This is a genomic window from Chitinophaga sp. Cy-1792 (assembly GCF_011752935.1).
In the GTDB taxonomy this organism is placed as follows: domain Bacteria; phylum Bacteroidota; class Bacteroidia; order Chitinophagales; family Chitinophagaceae; genus Chitinophaga.
Genome location: NZ_VWWO01000002.1, coordinates 2,568,706 through 2,586,358, shown reverse-complemented (window position 1 = coordinate 2,586,358; position 17,653 = coordinate 2,568,706). Strand labels below are relative to the sequence as shown.

At 42.8% G+C, this 17,653-nt stretch carries 15 protein-coding genes; 8 read left to right on the top strand and 7 right to left on the bottom strand.

What is annotated here, in order from left to right:
* Positions 1 to 100: 100 nt before the first annotated feature.
* The 3 genes from F3J22_RS24610 (at position 101) to F3J22_RS24600 (ending at position 2,348) form a co-directional block, all read left to right on the top strand.
* Positions 101 to 1,051 carry a sensor histidine kinase gene (locus F3J22_RS24610; protein ID WP_167020573.1) on the top strand — a complete coding sequence of 317 codons (951 nt, stop codon included), beginning with the start codon at positions 101 to 103 and terminating at the stop codon, positions 1,049 to 1,051.
* Positions 1,048 to 1,758, top strand: coding sequence for a LytTR family DNA-binding domain-containing protein (locus F3J22_RS24605; RefSeq protein ID WP_167020572.1), 711 nt, complete (start codon positions 1,048 to 1,050; stop codon positions 1,756 to 1,758). The genes F3J22_RS24610 and F3J22_RS24605 overlap by 4 nt, the downstream gene beginning before the upstream one ends.
* 98 nt (positions 1,759 to 1,856) lie before the next feature.
* Positions 1,857 to 2,348: a hypothetical protein gene (locus F3J22_RS24600; protein WP_167020571.1), complete on the top strand. Its 492-nt coding sequence runs from the start codon at positions 1,857 to 1,859 to the stop codon at positions 2,346 to 2,348.
* Between the two features lie 67 nt (positions 2,349 to 2,415).
* Here the strand turns inward: F3J22_RS24600 and F3J22_RS24595 are convergent, their stop codons facing one another.
* The 3 genes from F3J22_RS24595 to F3J22_RS24585 all read right to left on the bottom strand — a co-directional run bounded on the left by F3J22_RS24595 (position 2,416) and on the right by F3J22_RS24585 (position 5,465).
* Positions 2,416 to 2,820: a cupin domain-containing protein gene (locus F3J22_RS24595; RefSeq protein ID WP_167020570.1), complete on the bottom strand. Its 405-nt coding sequence runs from the start codon at positions 2,818 to 2,820 to the stop codon at positions 2,416 to 2,418.
* Positions 2,821 to 2,911: 91 nt separating this feature from the next.
* Positions 2,912 to 3,301 carry a putative quinol monooxygenase gene (locus F3J22_RS24590; protein WP_240155162.1) on the bottom strand — a complete coding sequence of 130 codons (390 nt, stop codon included), beginning with the start codon at positions 3,299 to 3,301 and terminating at the stop codon, positions 2,912 to 2,914.
* Between the two features lie 103 nt (positions 3,302 to 3,404).
* On the bottom strand, positions 3,405 to 5,465 hold the full coding sequence (locus F3J22_RS24585) for a TonB-dependent receptor (RefSeq protein ID WP_167020569.1): 2,061 nt from the start codon (positions 5,463 to 5,465) through the stop codon (positions 3,405 to 3,407).
* Positions 5,466 to 5,675: 210 nt separating this feature from the next.
* Between F3J22_RS24585 and F3J22_RS24580 the strand changes: the two genes are divergently transcribed.
* The 3 genes from F3J22_RS24580 to F3J22_RS24570 all read left to right on the top strand — a co-directional run bounded on the left by F3J22_RS24580 (position 5,676) and on the right by F3J22_RS24570 (position 8,231).
* Positions 5,676 to 7,157, top strand: a complete 1,482-nt coding sequence (locus F3J22_RS24580) for a DUF1254 domain-containing protein (RefSeq protein WP_167020568.1) — start codon at positions 5,676 to 5,678, stop codon at positions 7,155 to 7,157.
* Between the two features lie 221 nt (positions 7,158 to 7,378).
* The gene (locus tag F3J22_RS24575; protein WP_167020567.1) at positions 7,379 to 7,912 is read left to right on the top strand and encodes a sigma-70 family RNA polymerase sigma factor; all 534 of its coding nucleotides are present in this window, start codon (positions 7,379 to 7,381) and stop codon (positions 7,910 to 7,912) included.
* Positions 7,899 to 8,231: a hypothetical protein gene (locus F3J22_RS24570; RefSeq protein WP_167020566.1), complete on the top strand. Its 333-nt coding sequence runs from the start codon at positions 7,899 to 7,901 to the stop codon at positions 8,229 to 8,231. The genes F3J22_RS24575 and F3J22_RS24570 overlap by 14 nt, the downstream gene beginning before the upstream one ends.
* A 698-nt stretch (positions 8,232 to 8,929) precedes the next feature.
* On the opposite strand, the gene F3J22_RS24565 is transcribed toward F3J22_RS24570, so the two are convergent.
* Both F3J22_RS24565 and F3J22_RS24560 read right to left on the bottom strand, forming a co-directional pair.
* On the bottom strand, positions 8,930 to 9,223 hold the full coding sequence (locus tag F3J22_RS24565) for a hypothetical protein (protein ID WP_167020565.1): 294 nt from the start codon (positions 9,221 to 9,223) through the stop codon (positions 8,930 to 8,932).
* Between the two features lie 11 nt (positions 9,224 to 9,234).
* Positions 9,235 to 10,338, bottom strand: coding sequence for a FecR family protein (locus tag F3J22_RS24560; RefSeq protein WP_167020564.1), 1,104 nt, complete (start codon positions 10,336 to 10,338; stop codon positions 9,235 to 9,237).
* 1,062 nt (positions 10,339 to 11,400) lie between these two features.
* Between F3J22_RS24560 and F3J22_RS24555 the strand changes: the two genes are divergently transcribed.
* Positions 11,401 to 11,844, top strand: coding sequence for a MauE/DoxX family redox-associated membrane protein (locus F3J22_RS24555; protein ID WP_167020563.1), 444 nt, complete (start codon positions 11,401 to 11,403; stop codon positions 11,842 to 11,844).
* A gap of 307 nt (positions 11,845 to 12,151) precedes the next feature.
* Positions 12,152 to 12,421, top strand: coding sequence for a hypothetical protein (locus F3J22_RS24550; protein ID WP_167020562.1), 270 nt, complete (start codon positions 12,152 to 12,154; stop codon positions 12,419 to 12,421).
* Positions 12,422 to 12,470: 49 nt separating this feature from the next.
* Here F3J22_RS24550 and F3J22_RS24545 read toward each other — a convergent pair whose 3' ends face one another.
* Positions 12,471 to 13,877, bottom strand: a complete 1,407-nt coding sequence (locus tag F3J22_RS24545; protein ID WP_167020561.1) for a RagB/SusD family nutrient uptake outer membrane protein — start codon at positions 13,875 to 13,877, stop codon at positions 12,471 to 12,473.
* Between the two features lie 10 nt (positions 13,878 to 13,887).
* The gene (locus F3J22_RS24540) at positions 13,888 to 17,331 is read right to left on the bottom strand and encodes a SusC/RagA family TonB-linked outer membrane protein (protein WP_167020560.1); all 3,444 of its coding nucleotides are present in this window, start codon (positions 17,329 to 17,331) and stop codon (positions 13,888 to 13,890) included.
* Positions 17,332 to 17,653: the final 322 nt, after the last annotated feature.

Below are 17,653 nucleotides of genomic sequence, written 5' to 3'. Positions count from 1 at the left end.
AATCCCATCGAAATCCTTTGTAATTTGGAGCATGCAATTTTTACGGGAAAACACAACAAGCACACGGTTGCAATGGATTTGCTGGATAGTCATATTTATTATGATGCTGTTCACCATGCTGCCGGAAGATGGTTTCGGACAGGCCCTGGTTTTTGCATCTGCCAATACAGCCTTCTACGCGCTGATCATCTATGGTAATATGAGTGTGTTGTACCCACGGTTATTCCAACGAAAGAAATATGCTGCGTACGTAATCGTTACATTGGTGTTCCTGATCGTGGCTGGTTTAGGCAGGGCTTATGGACTCAGCTATGTATATAATACCTGGTTTGCAGCTACCCGTGAGCCTTTGAGTAATAAAGCCGTCCTGCGGTATATGGCCGGCGTACCATTGTTGCTTATGTTAAGCTTCCTGGGGCGCATTGTGCTGGATTATTTCGAACTCAGAAGAACGGCAGCGGCATTGGTGTTACAAAACACACAGGCAGAGCTGAACCTCCTTAAATCCCAGGTACAGCCGCATTTTCTTTTCAATACCCTGAATAACCTCTACTATGAGGCCTACATGGAATCGCCCCGGACGGCCAACCTGATAGAACAGCTCTCCGAAACCATGCGCTATTTTGTGGATGAAAGCCATAAGGATAAAGTGCTGCTATCTGCAGAAATCAACTTCCTGGAAAATTATATGGCACTGGAATTAATCCGCATCCGCCATACCATCGACCTGCAGTTCTCCCGTAAAATGGAAACCGATTGTCACCTGCCACCCATGCTGCTGATGACTTTCGTAGAAAATATTTTCAAACATGGTATCGATAAAACCAGCAGGAATAACCGTATCATCATTCGCCTGCAACAGGAAAATGGCCGGCTGGAGTTTTCTACGGTCAATAACCAGTTCGGAGAAAATGCTGAAAATACCAATGGACGCGGTTCCGGTATAGAGAATTTGCGGAAACGCTTATCCCTGCTATATGGTAAAGACTTTATTCTTAGAACAGACCGCGAAGCGGAATCCTTTACTTCTTATTTATCTATTCCTGTATGAGTTTAAAATGCATAATTGTAGATGATGAGCCCAACGCAGTTAATCTCCTCGAACTGCATATTCAGCAGGCAACAGACTGGCAGCTGCTGGACAAGTGCTATAATGCCCTGGAAGCACTGGCGGCATTAAAAGTACATCAGCCGGATATCATCTTCCTGGATATTAATATGCCACGTCTCAATGGTATGGAGCTGGCAGGCCTGCTCCCTGCCGGCATGAAGATTATTTTTACCACCGCCTATACCGAGTACGCCGCCGTCAGTTACAATTTTGAAACGCTGGATTATCTCCTGAAACCTATCACCCTTACGCGTTTTCTACAGGCAAAACAAAAGGTGGACAACTACTACGCCGATAAACATCTGCCTAAAACAGCAGCAGCAACAGAAAGCAATGATTCCTTTTTTGTGAAATCCGGCAAAACCATTCAGCAGCTTCGTTTATCTGAACTCTGCTACTTTGAAGGTACCCGCGAATATGTTAAAATCGTCAGTACAAAAGGAGAGGTGCTGGTGTACAAGCGCCTGAAGGATATCGCCGCACAGCTGGACGCGCCATTTGTGCGTATCCATAATTCGTATATCGTCAATACTAATTTTATAGAAAAGATCCAGGACAACCAGGTGTATATCCAGGGGCAAATCATCCCGCTGAGTGAGAAGTTCCGGCCTGCCTTTATGGAGCTGATCCAGCAGCAGTTGTTGTAGGCAGATGATCAAAGCGATTGGCCCAGCTGTAGCATTTCCCATTTGCAGATTAATTGCCTAACTTCCTTTATCATTTTATACCCCTAAATCAGTAAATGATGAAACACCTGCAACTGCTAATGCTCGCGACAATGGTCGCAGGAGCAACCTATGGACAGGTAACCCCTTACCAGGCAAAGGAGATTAAGCCTTATACCGGAAGGGACCTGAGTACTGAGCAAAAGAAACCTGCTACTGTTCAACAGAAAGTAACCAGTCCCGCCTCGCTGCAATTCTTTATTCGAAAATGGAAGACGGGCGTTACAGATGCTTTTTATGAAGTTACTACTGCTGGTGTCAGAACGTTGGTTGTACAGGCCAATGCCCGCACCAAACCGCTTTACATCAACAGTAATGGTACCTATTACTGGGAAGCCTATGGTGAGCAGAAAAGTGGCCAGTGGGTGGCTACCGGCAAAACGGATTATCCTATTATGCTAAAGAATGCCATTGAAAACAAAAACTGGTATGTCGGGCAGCATAATAACGGTAAAAACGCCATCTATATCTGGGACCACAATGCGATCAGCTATACGGGTGTGCCACTGTAACTTCTAAAACTACGGAGACACTACGTATTGGCATATACGTAGTGTCTGCATGACAACTACTTGCCTTTTATACTTTTGGCAGACTATTGTAATCCTCTTCCGATACCGGTTCCAGCCAGGCAGCATTGACGCCGTCTTTAAAATTTGTGATGGCAATATGTGTCAGGTGGCTGTTGGCCGAAGCGCCATGCCAATGTACTACCCCGTTCGGAATCACCACTACATCACCTTTTCTGATAATCCTTGCCGGCTGGCCTTTTTCCTGGTAATAGCCGTTGCCTTCGGTAACCAGCAGTATCTGTCCGGCCGGATGTGTATGCCAGTTGGTCCTGCATCCCGGTTCAAACTGCACGTCGCCAATGGCATAGGTGCCGGTTTCATCTTTTGGTACCAGGATATTTACGGAAACATCGCCGGTGAAATAATTCGCAGGCGCTTTGTCGCCCCTGGGAAATAGCTGATCTGTATGCATGGTTGTCGGTTTTAATGGTAGCAAAATTAAGAAGGCCCTATATCCATTTCCTAACAGGAATCAAACCAAAAAGTTAACTAATCAAACAACATCATTTAGACACGATGCCGATGGCGTTCATATCCCGGAGGGTGAGCGACTGTACCATGCCTTCCACGGCGGCCTTGTATTTTTTGAAGTGGGCTGTCTGGATATGCGCCTGGTAAGCTGCTATGCTGGCATACGTTTCGAAAATAGTGATATGTGCCGGGTTGGATTTATCTGCCAGCGCCGTATAGGCCAGTACGCCGGGTTCCAGTCTGATGGCGGTGTTCATTTGTTCTTTCAGCGCGGCGTTGTACGCGGTCAGTTGCGTTGAATCGACTACGATCTCCGCTATACGGTAATAGGGCGCCGGCTGTTGGGCATGGGCCTGCCCGGAGGAAATGAGGGTAGTCATCATAAGAATCAGGTTGAGCAACAGGAATCTATAAATATGCATACAATTAAAATTTATGGTAGGAAGATAATGACAATCATCTGCATAAAATAAAAAACAGGGTATGCCCTTACGGACATACCCTGTTTTCAGCACAGTTTTAAGATTAGAGATTGATCGTAACGCCGAGTGTTGCATTTGCCCCGGAGCCTTTCACATAGTAGCGGCCTTCGGTAGTTGCCCCGCGTACTTCGGAATGGATAGGGTAATAGCTGGCATTAAAGAGATTATTGACCGCGAAGTTGATCGTAACCTGTTTGAGTTTATAGGATGTCAGCAGGTCGAACAGCGTATAGCCGGTAATAGGATATTTACCATAATTATATTGTTCTTTCGAAAACACGTCCCTGGCACCCAGGTGAACCATTTGTACCATGAGGTCCCAGCTTTTGGTGACTTTAAAGCCCGCGTTACCAGTGATTTTGAATGGACTGATGACGGAGTTGTCCGGTTTGGTATCGTAGCTGCCGTTATTCTTCGGGTCTTCACGTCCGTCCATATAGCTGACGGATGAACCCAGGTGCAGCCAGGAGGTAGCCTGCAGGCCTAAGATAGCCTCAATACCGTATATGCGTTGCGGTACGGCAGACAAAGTATAGTTTCCCGGCGTGCCTGTTTCTGCAAAGGTGAGTCCTTTCGGTGTAGTGCTGTAATAGCCGCTGACCTCATAGTTGAATTTGCCGGCGTTGCCATTAAAGCCCAATTCGTAGTTGTTGACCTTCACCGGTGAAACGTCCATGGCATTCAGCGAAACGCCGTTACGCAGTATCAGTCCTACATCGCCCACAGAAAATCCCTGTGAGAAACTAAAATAGGGCTGTAGCAGTTTCAGTTTGTTATAACGGAAGCCGGCATTGAATACGACGGCATCATAGGTATTATTGGCGGCTGGTGTTACTTTATTGTTTTTGGTCAGCTCACCCACTTTGAACAGCATATTTTCATAGCGCATACCAGCTTTGAAGATCCAGTCGTGGTGGATAACCAGCTTGCCTTGCACATAAGGCGCCATGCTGATCAGGTTCATTTCCGGCGTTACCAGCTTTTCGGCCATATCCTTCTGAACGGTATAGTCTTTCAGTACATCCAGTCCGTAGATCAGCTGCAGACTATTATGTCGTCCTGCCTGGAAAGGTGTGTTGAAGTTGATCCTGGCGCCGGTATGGTGGGAGTATACCTGGTTATAGGCTTCAAACACGGAATTGATGTCATCATAGTAAAGGGTCGCATTGGCATCTGTTCTGCCGTAGGAGCCGGTATATTTGACACTGAGCGTTTTGTTGTAGGGCGTGCCTCCCAATATGTTTGTATCACCCGGAACTCCGATGGCAGGCGAAACGCCATAGTTACCTTTGGTACCGATATATTTACTGTCCTGGATGCTGTTGAAATAATTCCCCATGACATCGATGCGGTGTTTTGGGGCGATATCATAGCCCAGTTTGACCAGTGCGTTGTAGGTGCGGGTTTCGCCCAGGCCATAGAACGGGCTGACAACCTCACCATCTGAAGACCTTACAACCCCTGTATTAGCGATTTTTCCCTGTACCAGGTAATCGAATTTGTTTGACCTGCCACTGAATACCTGCGAGATATTATAGCCGTAGGTACCGTCAGGTTTTGCCAGATTCAGACTGTTGCTGAGGTAGGTAGATGAGCTGAAGGGGCGGTTTTGCACGCTCTTTTTGGTGATGTAGTTGATGATACCACCAGCGGCGCCGTTGCCATACATGGAGGATGCCCCGTTGATGACTTCAATATGATCGATGGCGCTGACATCGATGGTACGGAGGTCGCGGCCACCGTTGCGTAACGGTGTCGACTGTGGCACGCCATCTATCAGCACCAGGAAATTGCGGCCACGGAGCTTTCCGATGAAGTTGTTCTGGCCTTCCTCGCTGGCCGACATCCCCGGAACCTTTTGCATCAGGATGTAGGGAAGGTTGGTATTTATCTGTGATTGCCTGTTTAATTCCTTGGCGCCGATAAGATTTACGGAAGAGGGTACCTCGTTGATACTTTCCGCTACCCTGCTGGCAGTTACTATTACTTCGTTTAGCTGGCTGGTAGTGTCGGTGATTGCTTTTCGTCCGCCGTTGTCCTGTGCCTTGCCTGCAAAACTGCCGCAGGTCAGCAAAGCAGCCATTGCTATTATCTGATGTTTCATTTACGGAAAAATATAGGTGATAGATCCGGCGCAAAGATAGTTCGGGGTGTATAGAAAGATTAATCGTATCGGGAATAATTACAGGGGGAGAATCTGAAACAAATCTGAATTTCCCGGTGTTAACTACACTGGCTCCACATTACGGGCATTCCACTTCGTATAGGCATGATTAGCATCTTCAAAGACCTTATCAACTTCTAAAGTTTTGTTATGAAGAAAACCATTCTGCCGTTATTACCTGTTTTTATAATGGCGGCCTGTAACAGTGCCGCGCCTACGAAAACCGGAAAAGGAGATAGCGCTGTTGTTGCCGGTGCTGAAGGTTATGAGTTTAAGGGTGGGTATCCTACAGATGCCACTATTGTGAAAGCTTATGACGATGCGGACCTGATGCGGGCGGTGCAGGCCTACAAGTTTTTCTATCCCACTGTTTCAGGAGATGCTATTCTGCAAGGAAATCTGGTATTGGGAATCAAGCCAAATGTGGTTTCCGGTACCCTGGATACAAAGCCGGAGCAGATTGGGTTTACGCTCAACTCAGACACGCCTTATGGTCCTTTGCTGGTAGATCTCTCGGATGGGCCATTCGTTATTGAGATTCCACCTGGGCCATTGATTGTGGTGGCTATGGACGTGAATCAGCGTTGGGTCGCCGATATGGGTATTCCGGGCCCTGATGAAGGAAAAGGTGGCAAGCACCTGATACTGCCACCGGATTATAAAGGCACCGTTCCTGCCGGATACCATGTCTGGAAGTCTTCCAGTAATAACCTTACGGTAGGAATACGTTCCCTTCCTGTTGGTGGCGATGTAGCGGCAGCCCTGGAGAAAATAAAAACGGTAAAATTTTATCCCCTCAATAATCCGGCATCAGCGAAGTCTGTTACCTTTCTGGACCTTACCGGCAAACCACAGAATACTACGCCGCTGGAATACGAAACCAGTTTCAAATACTGGGAGATGCTGAAAAAGATCATTGACCGTGAACCGGTATTTGAAGGCTACCGGAATAATTATGGTGACCTGGCAGTATTGGGTATTATCAAGGGGCAGTCTTTTAACCCTGATGCACGTATGAAGGGGATCCTGGAGAAGGCAGCAAAGATTGGTAATGCGCAGATGCGTGTACAGTCGTTTGCAGACAGGCGGCCAGATAAAGTGGTATGGAAAGACCGGCAGTGGGAATGGATAGGCCTGCGGCCAGAGAATGGAGATTTTGATGCCCCTTCCTATGTAGACCTCGATGCCAGGGAAGTATGGTTTTACCAGGCCATTGGTGCATCGCCGGCGATGTTTAGAAGAAAAGCCGGTTTTGGCTCTTTGTATTGGCTGGGACTCCGGGAGAAATCCGGTGCATATGTTGATGGCGGAAAAAATTATAAGTTGACCGTACCACAACCTGTTCCTGCCGGTTTGTTCTGGTCAGTAACGATTTATGATGCGGAAACCCGCAGCCAGATTAAGACAGACCAGGGCTATGCAGCTTTGCGTTCCATGTTTGAGCTGAAGGATATGGCCAAAGATGCATCCGTAGACCTTTACTTTGGCCCACAGGCGCCTGCAGGAAAAGAGAAGCAATGGATCAAAACGATCCCTGGAAAAGGCTGGTTTGCCTACATCCGGGTGTATGGGCCTGGCGAAGCCGCCTTTAATGGTAGCTGGAAACCGGGAGATATTGAGGAGGTGAAATAATATTGCAGTGCGGATCCGGAAATAATAGGATAAAAGTATTATTTCCGGATTTTTTGCTTCTGTATATAGAAGTACTGCTGCCATGGCATTGCTTCGAACGGGTCGCCGGCATTGAAAAAGCTGATGAAAAATTACGCTTCTGCTGAGGGTTATTTTTAGGCAAAAAGTTTGGCGGCTAAAGATTTTAATTTATATTGCTTTACATTCAAAGGATACTCAAAGTGCCATCTACCGATAGCGAAATACTCACAGCGCTTAAAGCCGGGCACAACCTGGAAGCGGTGTATAAAGAATTATACACGACATATTACAGGATGTCGCTGAATGTTGTTGTCTCTATTATAGACAATCAGGAGGAAGCGCATGACATCGTCCAGAACGTTTTCATTGAACTATTTACCAAACAATATTACAAGGATAGTAATTCTATAACAGCATTATTGCTGATGATGTGCAAACAGCGGGCACAGAATTATTTACGAGATAAAAAAACGGAACACCACTACCTTAAAGAATATGCTGAATTAGAGCGATCCCGCAACATACCGCATTTTGCAGCCGAGTTTCATACAAAATTTGACAACGCAGTAGAGCAGCTTCCCGAGAAGTTACGTACAATTTATATGGCCCATCTCGAGAAAAACAGGTATGATCAGATTGCTGTAGCTTTCCAAATGAATATCAATACAGTAAAATTCTCTTTAAAGAAGGCAGTAAAGTTCATAAAACTTCATCTTGCTAATGATGAATCCTAATCCTGACAGAGAGAACCTAAAGGAATTACTTTTACTGAAAATAGCTGGCTTCTTATCAGAAGAGGAGGATCGTGCATTGGATCACCGTATCAGTACAGAACCGGAAGTTGCCCGCTTATGGGAAGATATTCAACAGATAGATGCCCTGAATGAAAATACCGGTTACTTTTCTCCTGAATCCCGTATCAAGGGCTGGAATGAAATTCAGAAAGCCCTGAAAGCCGAAAAAAGGCATAAAGCACTCCACTATGTGTGGATTATCATCTGCTTAATTATCACGCTGTTAGTCATCTACGTCTACATCTTCAAAAATCTTTAGCATCACATTACCCTTTTTGTTTTTAGCCGTGTACTACTAATGCACGCTGCTGTTTTATTGCAGTAAGGAGGGGTAGGATAGGTTGCAGAAAATTTTTTCAAAAAAAAGTGAAGCAACATTACCCTTTTCTTTTTTAGCCGTGTACTACTAATAGCCGCTGCAATTTTGCAGCAAACGGACGGGAAAGAGGTTGCCGGAAAAATTTTTCAAAAAAAAGTACAGCAACGTTACCCTTTTTTCTTTGAGCCGTGTACTACTAATGTCGGGGGTTGCATTTTAGGATGCTTTTTCTGGCAAACAGGTTAGAAACAATAGAATTAAGTCATAAATGTGCGTGTTCGAATGCAAGTCATTCCAATACTCTTTAACCGGAATACTGAAGTTGGGTACAAGTAGCTAATGTGCCGTAACAGAAGTCCGACAGGTTATTTAGTTTGGGTTTTTGGCCCTAACTATGAAGATCACAACGGATCCCATGTGAATGAAATGATGAGTATAGAGCTTCGGGCAGGTCTTTTTAGTCCTGCCTTTTTCTTTTTTACCCGCCGATGAACAGGGCGTAGTTTCCTGATATTTCCCACATTCCTTTATAGAAAAACAGCCATTGCCTGGCTGCTGTTCCGGTAGGCCGGAAAAGGAGAAAATGCTTTCTTTGTCTTAAATTTTTTGGAAGATAATAGCCGGTTACCGATTGATAATCAGCTGGTAGTGTCTGCGGTTGTATCTTGTTGGATATAATGCAGCAATAGGATTTTTATTTCTTCTTTAATGCCTGTGAGGGATTCGCCGGAGAGTGTTTTGTATTGTTCCTGCGTCAGAAACCTGATAAAGAATGATTGGACGCTGGCAGAAGTCCCGCCAGGTTCCCGATCATATACATCGAGGATGAGGTTGTCACGGAAGCTCATATAAAATGTTTCCCATGCACGTTGGTTCCCTGCTTTTAACTGCGATACAAACTTAGCTTCTTCTTCAGTGAGCCCTGTGGACATTTTCAAAGGTTTTACTTCTTATAGATCTTTATGGTATTACCCACCTGCGTATAATCGAGCTGCTGGGTATTTTTGAGCATATTAATAAACGAAATTAGTGGAACATTCTTATTTACGGATGTAGTTAATTTCAGGTTTTTTGCATTGTCGGCCACCTGCAGGTCGAAGTCGTACCAGTTGGTCACCTGTTCAATGATATCAGAGAGCGGTGCATCCTGGAATTTGACGATACCATTGGTCCAGGAGATAACATCTTCGTTGTCGGAGGCCTGTAGTTGCTGGGTACCGTCTGCGAGTACGACGGACTGTGTACCTGGCTGGAGGGTATGGGCTTCGTTGCTGCTTTGCACCTTGATAGCGCCGGTAATCAGGGATACAACCGGATTGGCGTGGTAGGTGTTGACATTAAACGATGTGCCTAATACCTGTACTTCAGCGTTCCTGGTGGTGACGCGGAAAGGAGCCTTGTCATTTTTAGCGATCTTAAAGTAGCCTTCACCGTTATAGTCTACGGTACGTAGTTTGGAGAAGTTGTCGTTTAAGGTGATTTCGCTGCCGGAGTTCATTTGCACGGAGGAGCCATCAGGGAGGACCACGTTGAAGGTCAGCTGATTGGGCACTTTAATGCTTTTGAGACAGGCGAGGGGAGTGGCGGTGAGATCGAGCGTATTATCGGCAATTACATAGCTGCCACCTTTTACAGAAAGGGTGGTATCACCTCTGAAGGCAAACTGGTTGCCGTTTACATCGGTGATGACGATGGAATTTTTAGCCAATGCCTTGCTGACCGTTGTTTTGCGGTTTTGCATGACGCCTATGGTTGTACAGGCGACAACAATAGCAATACTGGCGGCTACGCCGATCCTTGTCACTTGTGCACGGGTTTCCTTTTGTTTCTGGTCCAGGTATGCCACGAACAGATGATCGATCTGGTCGTAGGGGATACGCTTTTTGGTTTTCTCGGTCAGGATGAACTCTTTGAATGCAGCATCCATTTTCCGGACCTGGTAGGATTCCTCGATTGCATTGTGCAGGCGGATCGCATCTGCGGTTCCTAATTGGTGCAGATACTTTCTAATGATCAGGCCTCGTAAATTTGCGACGTTGTTGTCCATTTTAAGATGCAACGGTTTGAATGTTACATACTAGAACGCTTCGCGAACAGCTGTTTGTTCCGGTGATTAAATGCCAGTCTTGAATGTCAGCTTCACAAGCTGTAAGGTGCGCTATAGCACTATTGAATTGATGAGTATATACGTTTCGTATGGTTTTCAAGGGTGGTAGTTTAAGAGTGCATTGTTCTTCAGGGCCAATATTTTCAGGTCTACATTCCTTCCACCCGTTCTTGTCTTTCCGCTTCTGAGAATATATCGGTTGATATTCCTTCTTCCGGTAACAGCTTAATCTATACTGTAAGCTACAATATTTTCTACAAAAAAAATACTACCGGTATTAAAATAATAACAGGAATCACCCCGGTGGGGTACTGCTTTTTTATCAATTATTTTAAAAACAACTTTATTAAGGACGGGAAATAACGGTCCTGCATATCCGTACGTCACTTTTGCCATACGCGCATCGACTGGGTTGCGGCATGTATGCGGTATGAATATGGTATGTACAGGTGTGGTGATTTAGCGGCAGCTATTTAAAGAAGGAAGATCAATAATTACAGAAGAAATGATGGAATAGGTAAAAGCCTTTATTAATAACGGTTAAGCGGGCGCAACAAGATAATTTGATTATCAAAATGAGAATGGCAATTAAGGGAAGATGGTGGGGGAGATACTGTAAGCAGCAGTTAATTGCTATTTGTTAGTTTTTGTTATGCAAATGTAAATCAGGTAAGATAGAAAAAAGTTATAGTTTAAAAAATAACACGAATTTTTCAAAAAAGGCGAAATCCGACAAGTACCTGTTGACCGTAAATATACTTGAACGCACATTCAGCTTTCAAATCGAGAATGATATTTTCAGATTGACATGTACCTTATACTTTGATAGTAAATACAGTGACAATAATGTGAATGCCTTTTTTTGATTGTGACCAATACCTTTATATCTATCGAATCTGATAAAGTAAACGTGGGATCAAAAATAGTAAATTTCCAGAACTTTCAATTGTATTTAGGATTTAAGTCGACCAAGCACTCGTCACTATTCACACTTTAATCACAATGAAGTTAAATCGCGTATTGATTGAATCCATTATCTTCTTGTACGTGTTGGTATTTTTCTATGCAGGACTTACGAAGCTACTAAACCATGAGCAGACTTACCGTCAGATGTTCAATCAGCCTTTCGACACGCGCTTTGCTGGTTTTATGTCGTGGTTTATTCCCTTACTGGAATTGAGTTTATGCGTATTGGTTTTTCTTGGCAGTACCCGTAAAATCGGACTTTGGGGTAGTACCCTGCTGATGTCAGTATTTACGGTATATGTAGGAATAATCTGGTTCGGAAGAAACAATTTTAAAGTACCATGCAGTTGTGGTGGCCTTATTGCCGCACTTGACTGGCCACAACATTTCTGGTTCAATCTTACCCTATCTCTTCTCGGCTTCATTGCAATCTTCCTTTTCTACAAATCAAACAGGGCCGACAAAGTTACCGTTGCCTGAATTATCTAATCATACTTTTCTTTGTCTGTTGTCCGTTAGCCCCTTTGAGTTACCAACTTTTATCCATAGCTTTGCTAGCGTTCCCCTTATCCAATTTAATTCCTTCGATCTTAATGGTATTCACACGCATTGATCTCGGTATGAGAAATGGGAAAGTCGTGCACTTTACACCCGGACAATGCAGCTGAAACACGTTAATTGCAAGTACCGCCATGCTTGCGCAGGGAATCCTATGTGTTATCAACTTCATTAATCTTGTTTTTATCTCTTAATTACCAATATTTTAACTAAACCAAAATCTTAATCCATGAAAAAACTCAAGATTAAGCTGTTCCTTGCTGCGCTCATGATTGCCGGTATCTTCGCATTTAGATATGCTGATGATACAGTATGTACTCAACCTGTGCCTGGATATTATAACGATCCTACCGGGCAAAAAGATCCGAATGTTTATCTTATAAGTGGTACGTATTCTATTAGCTACACCTGCCTTGCTTCACCAACTAATATTTGTCGTTATGTAAAGAACGCAAGTGGAGTTTATGTTCCTTGTAGTGGGTCTTATGCTGTACTTTAATGTGGATTACCAACAAATAGATAAGATGATGGCAGAAATTTAACTGCTGTCATCTGTCATTTTGTGGAATGCCTGACAAGTTTATTTCATCAGGAGGTATTGGGAGTGCATATTTTTTATCGTTAGGTAGGAGGGTATAAGTAAAGCCATTGGTAATTCTCGTAAGGACAATATTTGCACTATCCCGATTTAATCGTTTGATATCACTGAATCTAGTCCCTTTGAATACCATTTCCTTCCTTCTTTCTATAAGAATATATGCTAAGAGATCTTGACCATTGTTGAAATCCGGAATTTTATATAGACTTTGACCAGTATTTTTATTTCGTTTCCATCGGGACTGCATCAGCTTAATGATGGCAGCTTTTGCTGTAGGCAAATCCTGTAATCTTGCTGCTGATTCAGCGTAAATTAAGAGTGTTTCTGATATTGACAATCCGGTAAAAAAGTTTCCTAAACCTAGATAACCTCCTTTAGGGCCATAATCATTACCTCCAAGGTTCCTAAAGAAAAGCGTCTTCCTACAATCATTGCTGTTATAAGTATTATAAAGAGTCGTATCGACCAGTAGACCTGTGCTTAGTATAGTAAACCAACTACCATAACCAAACTTATCATAATATAAAATCTCTGGATTGTTACTGCCTGGGATTACTGGAAATGGCTTCAACGCAGTGGTGTCCCATACGGAATAGTCAAGTAATACTGATTTCAGATCCAGACATGCCTTTGAGTATTTCAATGCTTTTGTATAGTCCCCAATATATAGATATACTCTTGCAGCCAATGAATATAGTGATTCTATACCTGGTCTGTTAGGTTGAGTAATATCAAATGGAACAGTAAGATTTATTTCTGCAGCCTCTAAATCTGAAATTATTTGCTGGTAAGTATCTTGTAAATTAGATCGTAACACGGTATCATTAACATCGGGAGATAAGCGTAATGGCAATCCCATTATTTTAGCTGCAGTACTACTATCATAAACAGTGCAAAATACAGTGGCCAGATTGTGTAATGCATAGGCTCTAAGAAAATAAGCACTTCCTAATATTTTATGCCATTGTACTTTATTATTGTTTGTAACGGTGATTTTCTTTATTCCTTCAATAATGATATTGCAATAGAAGATTTGTTTGTAGGGATAGTCCCAATCAAATATCTGCGTATCCCCCTGATATATATCTGGAGCCCAGATATAACAGTTTCTGGTTTTAAGGATGGGCAATGAATTGTAAATAGCATCTTTAATATAGTAGTCGTCTGAGGATAGTTCTCCCATATCAGGGAAATTGCAGAAAGCGGATCCAACGTCATTAAGTATCAGATCAAAATCAGTTAGTGTTTCTGGTATGATCAGGTTATTGTTAGATTTTTTATTGAGAAAATCCTTTTTGCAACCACTGACTATTACCATTAATGCTATTGGTAGAAGTAATAATTTAAAAACTTTCATCATAAACTATTTAGAGAAATACTTTTACACCAATATTGTATGTTCTAATTGGTGGTATTCGTAAATAATTCCCTGGAACATAATCAGGATCAATATTATAATGCGTTTTTTTATAAAGAATACCTATATTATTGATATAGGTATATACTTTTATGACTTTTAATTTGCTGGATTTAGGTTGGATGGAATAGGAGAGGTTAATATCTTGAAAACGGATATGGTCTCCTGGTTCCACCAGTATCTCACTATACTGGTAGAGTGCTGATCTTGCGTCACTTTTGGGATAGGTTTGACTTGGCACATTGGTGTTTTTTTCATCGCCAGGTTTCTGCCATCTTAGGCTGTAGTCAGGGTTGTAAGGACTAATTCTCTGATCAGCAGTTAACATAGTTGAGTAATTTACTGATGTTCTTCTGAAGAAGTATAGAAATTTTCCAGTGATTAGGAAGGATAATTCCACATTCTTATAACTAAATTCATTTCTTATACTGGCTATGTAAACTGGATTGGCAGGTCCATTATATACTAATGTGGATAGGTCTTTTGTGCCTGTAATTGCTGCATAATCTGTAGATGGTTTACCATTAACGATCCCCTGTGGGTCACCCGTTTCAGGATTTAGCCCTGCCCATTTATAGCTGAATATGGAATAAACAGGTTTTCCTACCAATGGATTAATGCCTAGTTGTGTCATGTAATTATTGACAGCAGTAGCTTCAGCTTTATATTCCGTAACCCGGTCGGTAGCTTTACTTAACAGAAAAATGCTATTCCATTTGAACTTCTGATTTATTATTAATGTATTTAGTGAAATTTCGTAACCAGCTCCCTTCATATTAGCAACATTGCCTTTATAGGTCGAGTTCCCGGTGGATGGTGCTAAAGGTCCATATCCGATCAGGTCTTTGCCATTTTTCTTAAAGTAGTCAAAAGAGCCTGATATTCTTTTAGATAGAATACTGAATTCTACACCTAAATTAGACATGCCAATCTTCTCCCAACGCAGGTTGGCGTTTGGGGGATTAAGTATATATAAAGACGGCTGGCCGAAAATGCTTACAGATCCAGTATTAGCTGCGGTAGTGTAAGCTGTGATTGTTTTATCAACGTTTCCACTATATCCATAGGAGTATTTAAAGTTCAACCTATCAACCCAGGATATATTAAAGAATTTTTCATTGGAAAGGTTCCATGCAAAACCTAATGCATATAGTGGTACTCCTTTATTATTTGTATTTACACCAAATAAATTGGATTCATCTCTCCTCAAAGTAGAAGAAAATGTATACTTATTGAGGTAGGATAGACCCAAATGGCCATAATAGGATAAATTATTGTCGTAAGTTGATTCTTCCCTGATACCAAACGCATTATTCGGAATCCTTGTTTCTTGGTAAGGGGTAGGTAATATAGTATAAGAATTAGTAAAGTCGACAGGAATGGAAGTGCTATTGCCTGAATTATAGCCATATAGCCTATCATTTGGTTTTAACTGGGCATCCAGATTTCTACGCTCTACTCCAGCTATCCCTTTAACAGCAAATTTTCCAAAGTTATTAGCATAAGCAATTTCACCTCTGATATTATTAGATTCATAGGCGTATTTTAAATAATCGAGGATCCCGCCGGTTGGAATTGGTCTTATCGTTTGGCCATTTGCATCAAAATAGGAATAGCTATTGACAAGGTTTCGGGTATAGTAAGAATTAGGACTGTTATATATTTGAGTGGTTGTAGCGCCATTGCCATATTGGTAATATAGATTTACTGATAACTTAGGCAAGACAATATACTGTACACGAATATTTAATAATAAATCTACATTTTTAGTGGTAAGGTAGGGCATGTTTTGTTCATCTAAGGGAACATAATTCCAGTTTAACAATCTACCTCCACCAATAGTGTCCACATATGATTGCCGCCAATTACCAGGAACAATTGCATTGGTGCCATCATCATTTTTTAGTTTGCCATAGGGGAGCTGTGGTGTAAAGGGGGATGTAGCTTTACCATGATTCTCCATGTACATCATGCCACCAGAAACTGATAGTTTATCTTTGATAATGGAATAATTATCGTTAAAGGTAAATTTTGCAACATTGGTATTATAGTTTTTATTGGATTCTTTGTTCCTGTTATATCCTACCGATAAATAATACTGATTTTCTGCATTACCACCACTTGCCGATAACGAATACTGTTGTGTTACACTTGACTGATAATAATATTTCTTGAGATCTCCCCTGATATCTTCCTTGGAGATCTTGTCTAACGCATCGTTCAATTCCGCATCACTGATCTGTTTGTCCTTGTTCTTATATAGCAATTCCACTACTGGTGAAACAAAGTAAGCCGGACTTTGCTCCATATATAGATAATACGCCCCGGTATTAAACAGAAACTTCTCCGCATCAATGTAGTCCTTCACGCTCATCTGAGGGGTATAGAACAGGTTGGGTTTCTCTGAAATACTGATGTTGCTGTTGAATTCCAGCTTCAGTTTATCCTTTTTACTGCCTTTCTTGGTGGTAATAACAATGACGCCATTGCCGGCGCGGGCTCCCCAGATGGAAGCGGCGGCAGCATCTTTTAGAATGGTGACACTTTCAATATCATTCGGGTTCAAATTATCAAGTGTGCCATTGTATGGGAAATTGTCTACAACGATCAGCGGTTCCGCATTGGCGAAAATAGTACTACGACCCCTGATCGAAATAGATGGCTGGTTGTTTTTGCCGTCCGGATTGCGGTTGATGACAAAGCCGCTGGCTATCCCGTCCAGTCGCTCGAGGATACTGGAAGAGGGGTTCCGGTTGAAGAGCTCTGTGGAAATGGCGGTGTAGGCACCCGTTGCCCTTTCCGGTGAAATCTTCTGATAACCATCGGATAATACGTTTACCGTCTTGAGCTCCGCCATGATAGGGGTAAGCACAATGTGCACGTCGTCGGGGTTGTCTACCTTGACCTGCCGGGTTTCGTAGCCATAATAGCTGACCAGTAATACCGGGTGCTGCTCCGGTGTCATGATGCTGAACTGACCGGATTCACTGCTTTTACAACCTGCCGTGGAACCAACAATCCTGATGGTGGCCAGAAATAAAGGATTGCCTGCAGTATCCACCACACTGCCCCGCACCGTGGTGATGCCGGAACTAACGTTTCCGGACTGGGTGGTTGATGGCCCGGGCAAATCCTGGTACAACGTGATATAATCGTCGGAAAGCGTCCATTTAACTACACTGGGCAATACCGTTGCAAGAATAGCGTTTGCTGTGCCTTTTAGTTGTCTGGCCAGCACTACGCGCTGCTGATCATCCAGGACATTGGTGGCGTAAGCTACCTGCTTACCCGTATGCCTGGTGAGGATGCTGAAAATTTCTTTAAGGGTATAGGTGCCTTTCTTAATGGTAATGAGAATGGAATCCTGCGCTGGTTCCGCCTGGGCTCGGAACATCGACAATGTAAGAATAGAAAATAGGATTAGAAGAATAAGTTGTTTCATTTTCGCGCTAGGAATTATTCAGGCTTTACACACTGGTCTCTTTTGAGGTATCATCATTTTTGTTGTTTCTTTGGGAATACTCCATATGGAGTTGGCGGATAGAAATTTCACACGCAGTATTTTATAGTTATTAATCGGGAAATAAATAAAATAATCATTGTGAGATTGAGAAAAAGCCACATGATCCATGCATTCCGAACGCGTTGTTGTGATTTTGGTTTTAATTGTATTTTTCTCAAAATTCCTACGGTTCCCAAATATAGAAAATTTTGTT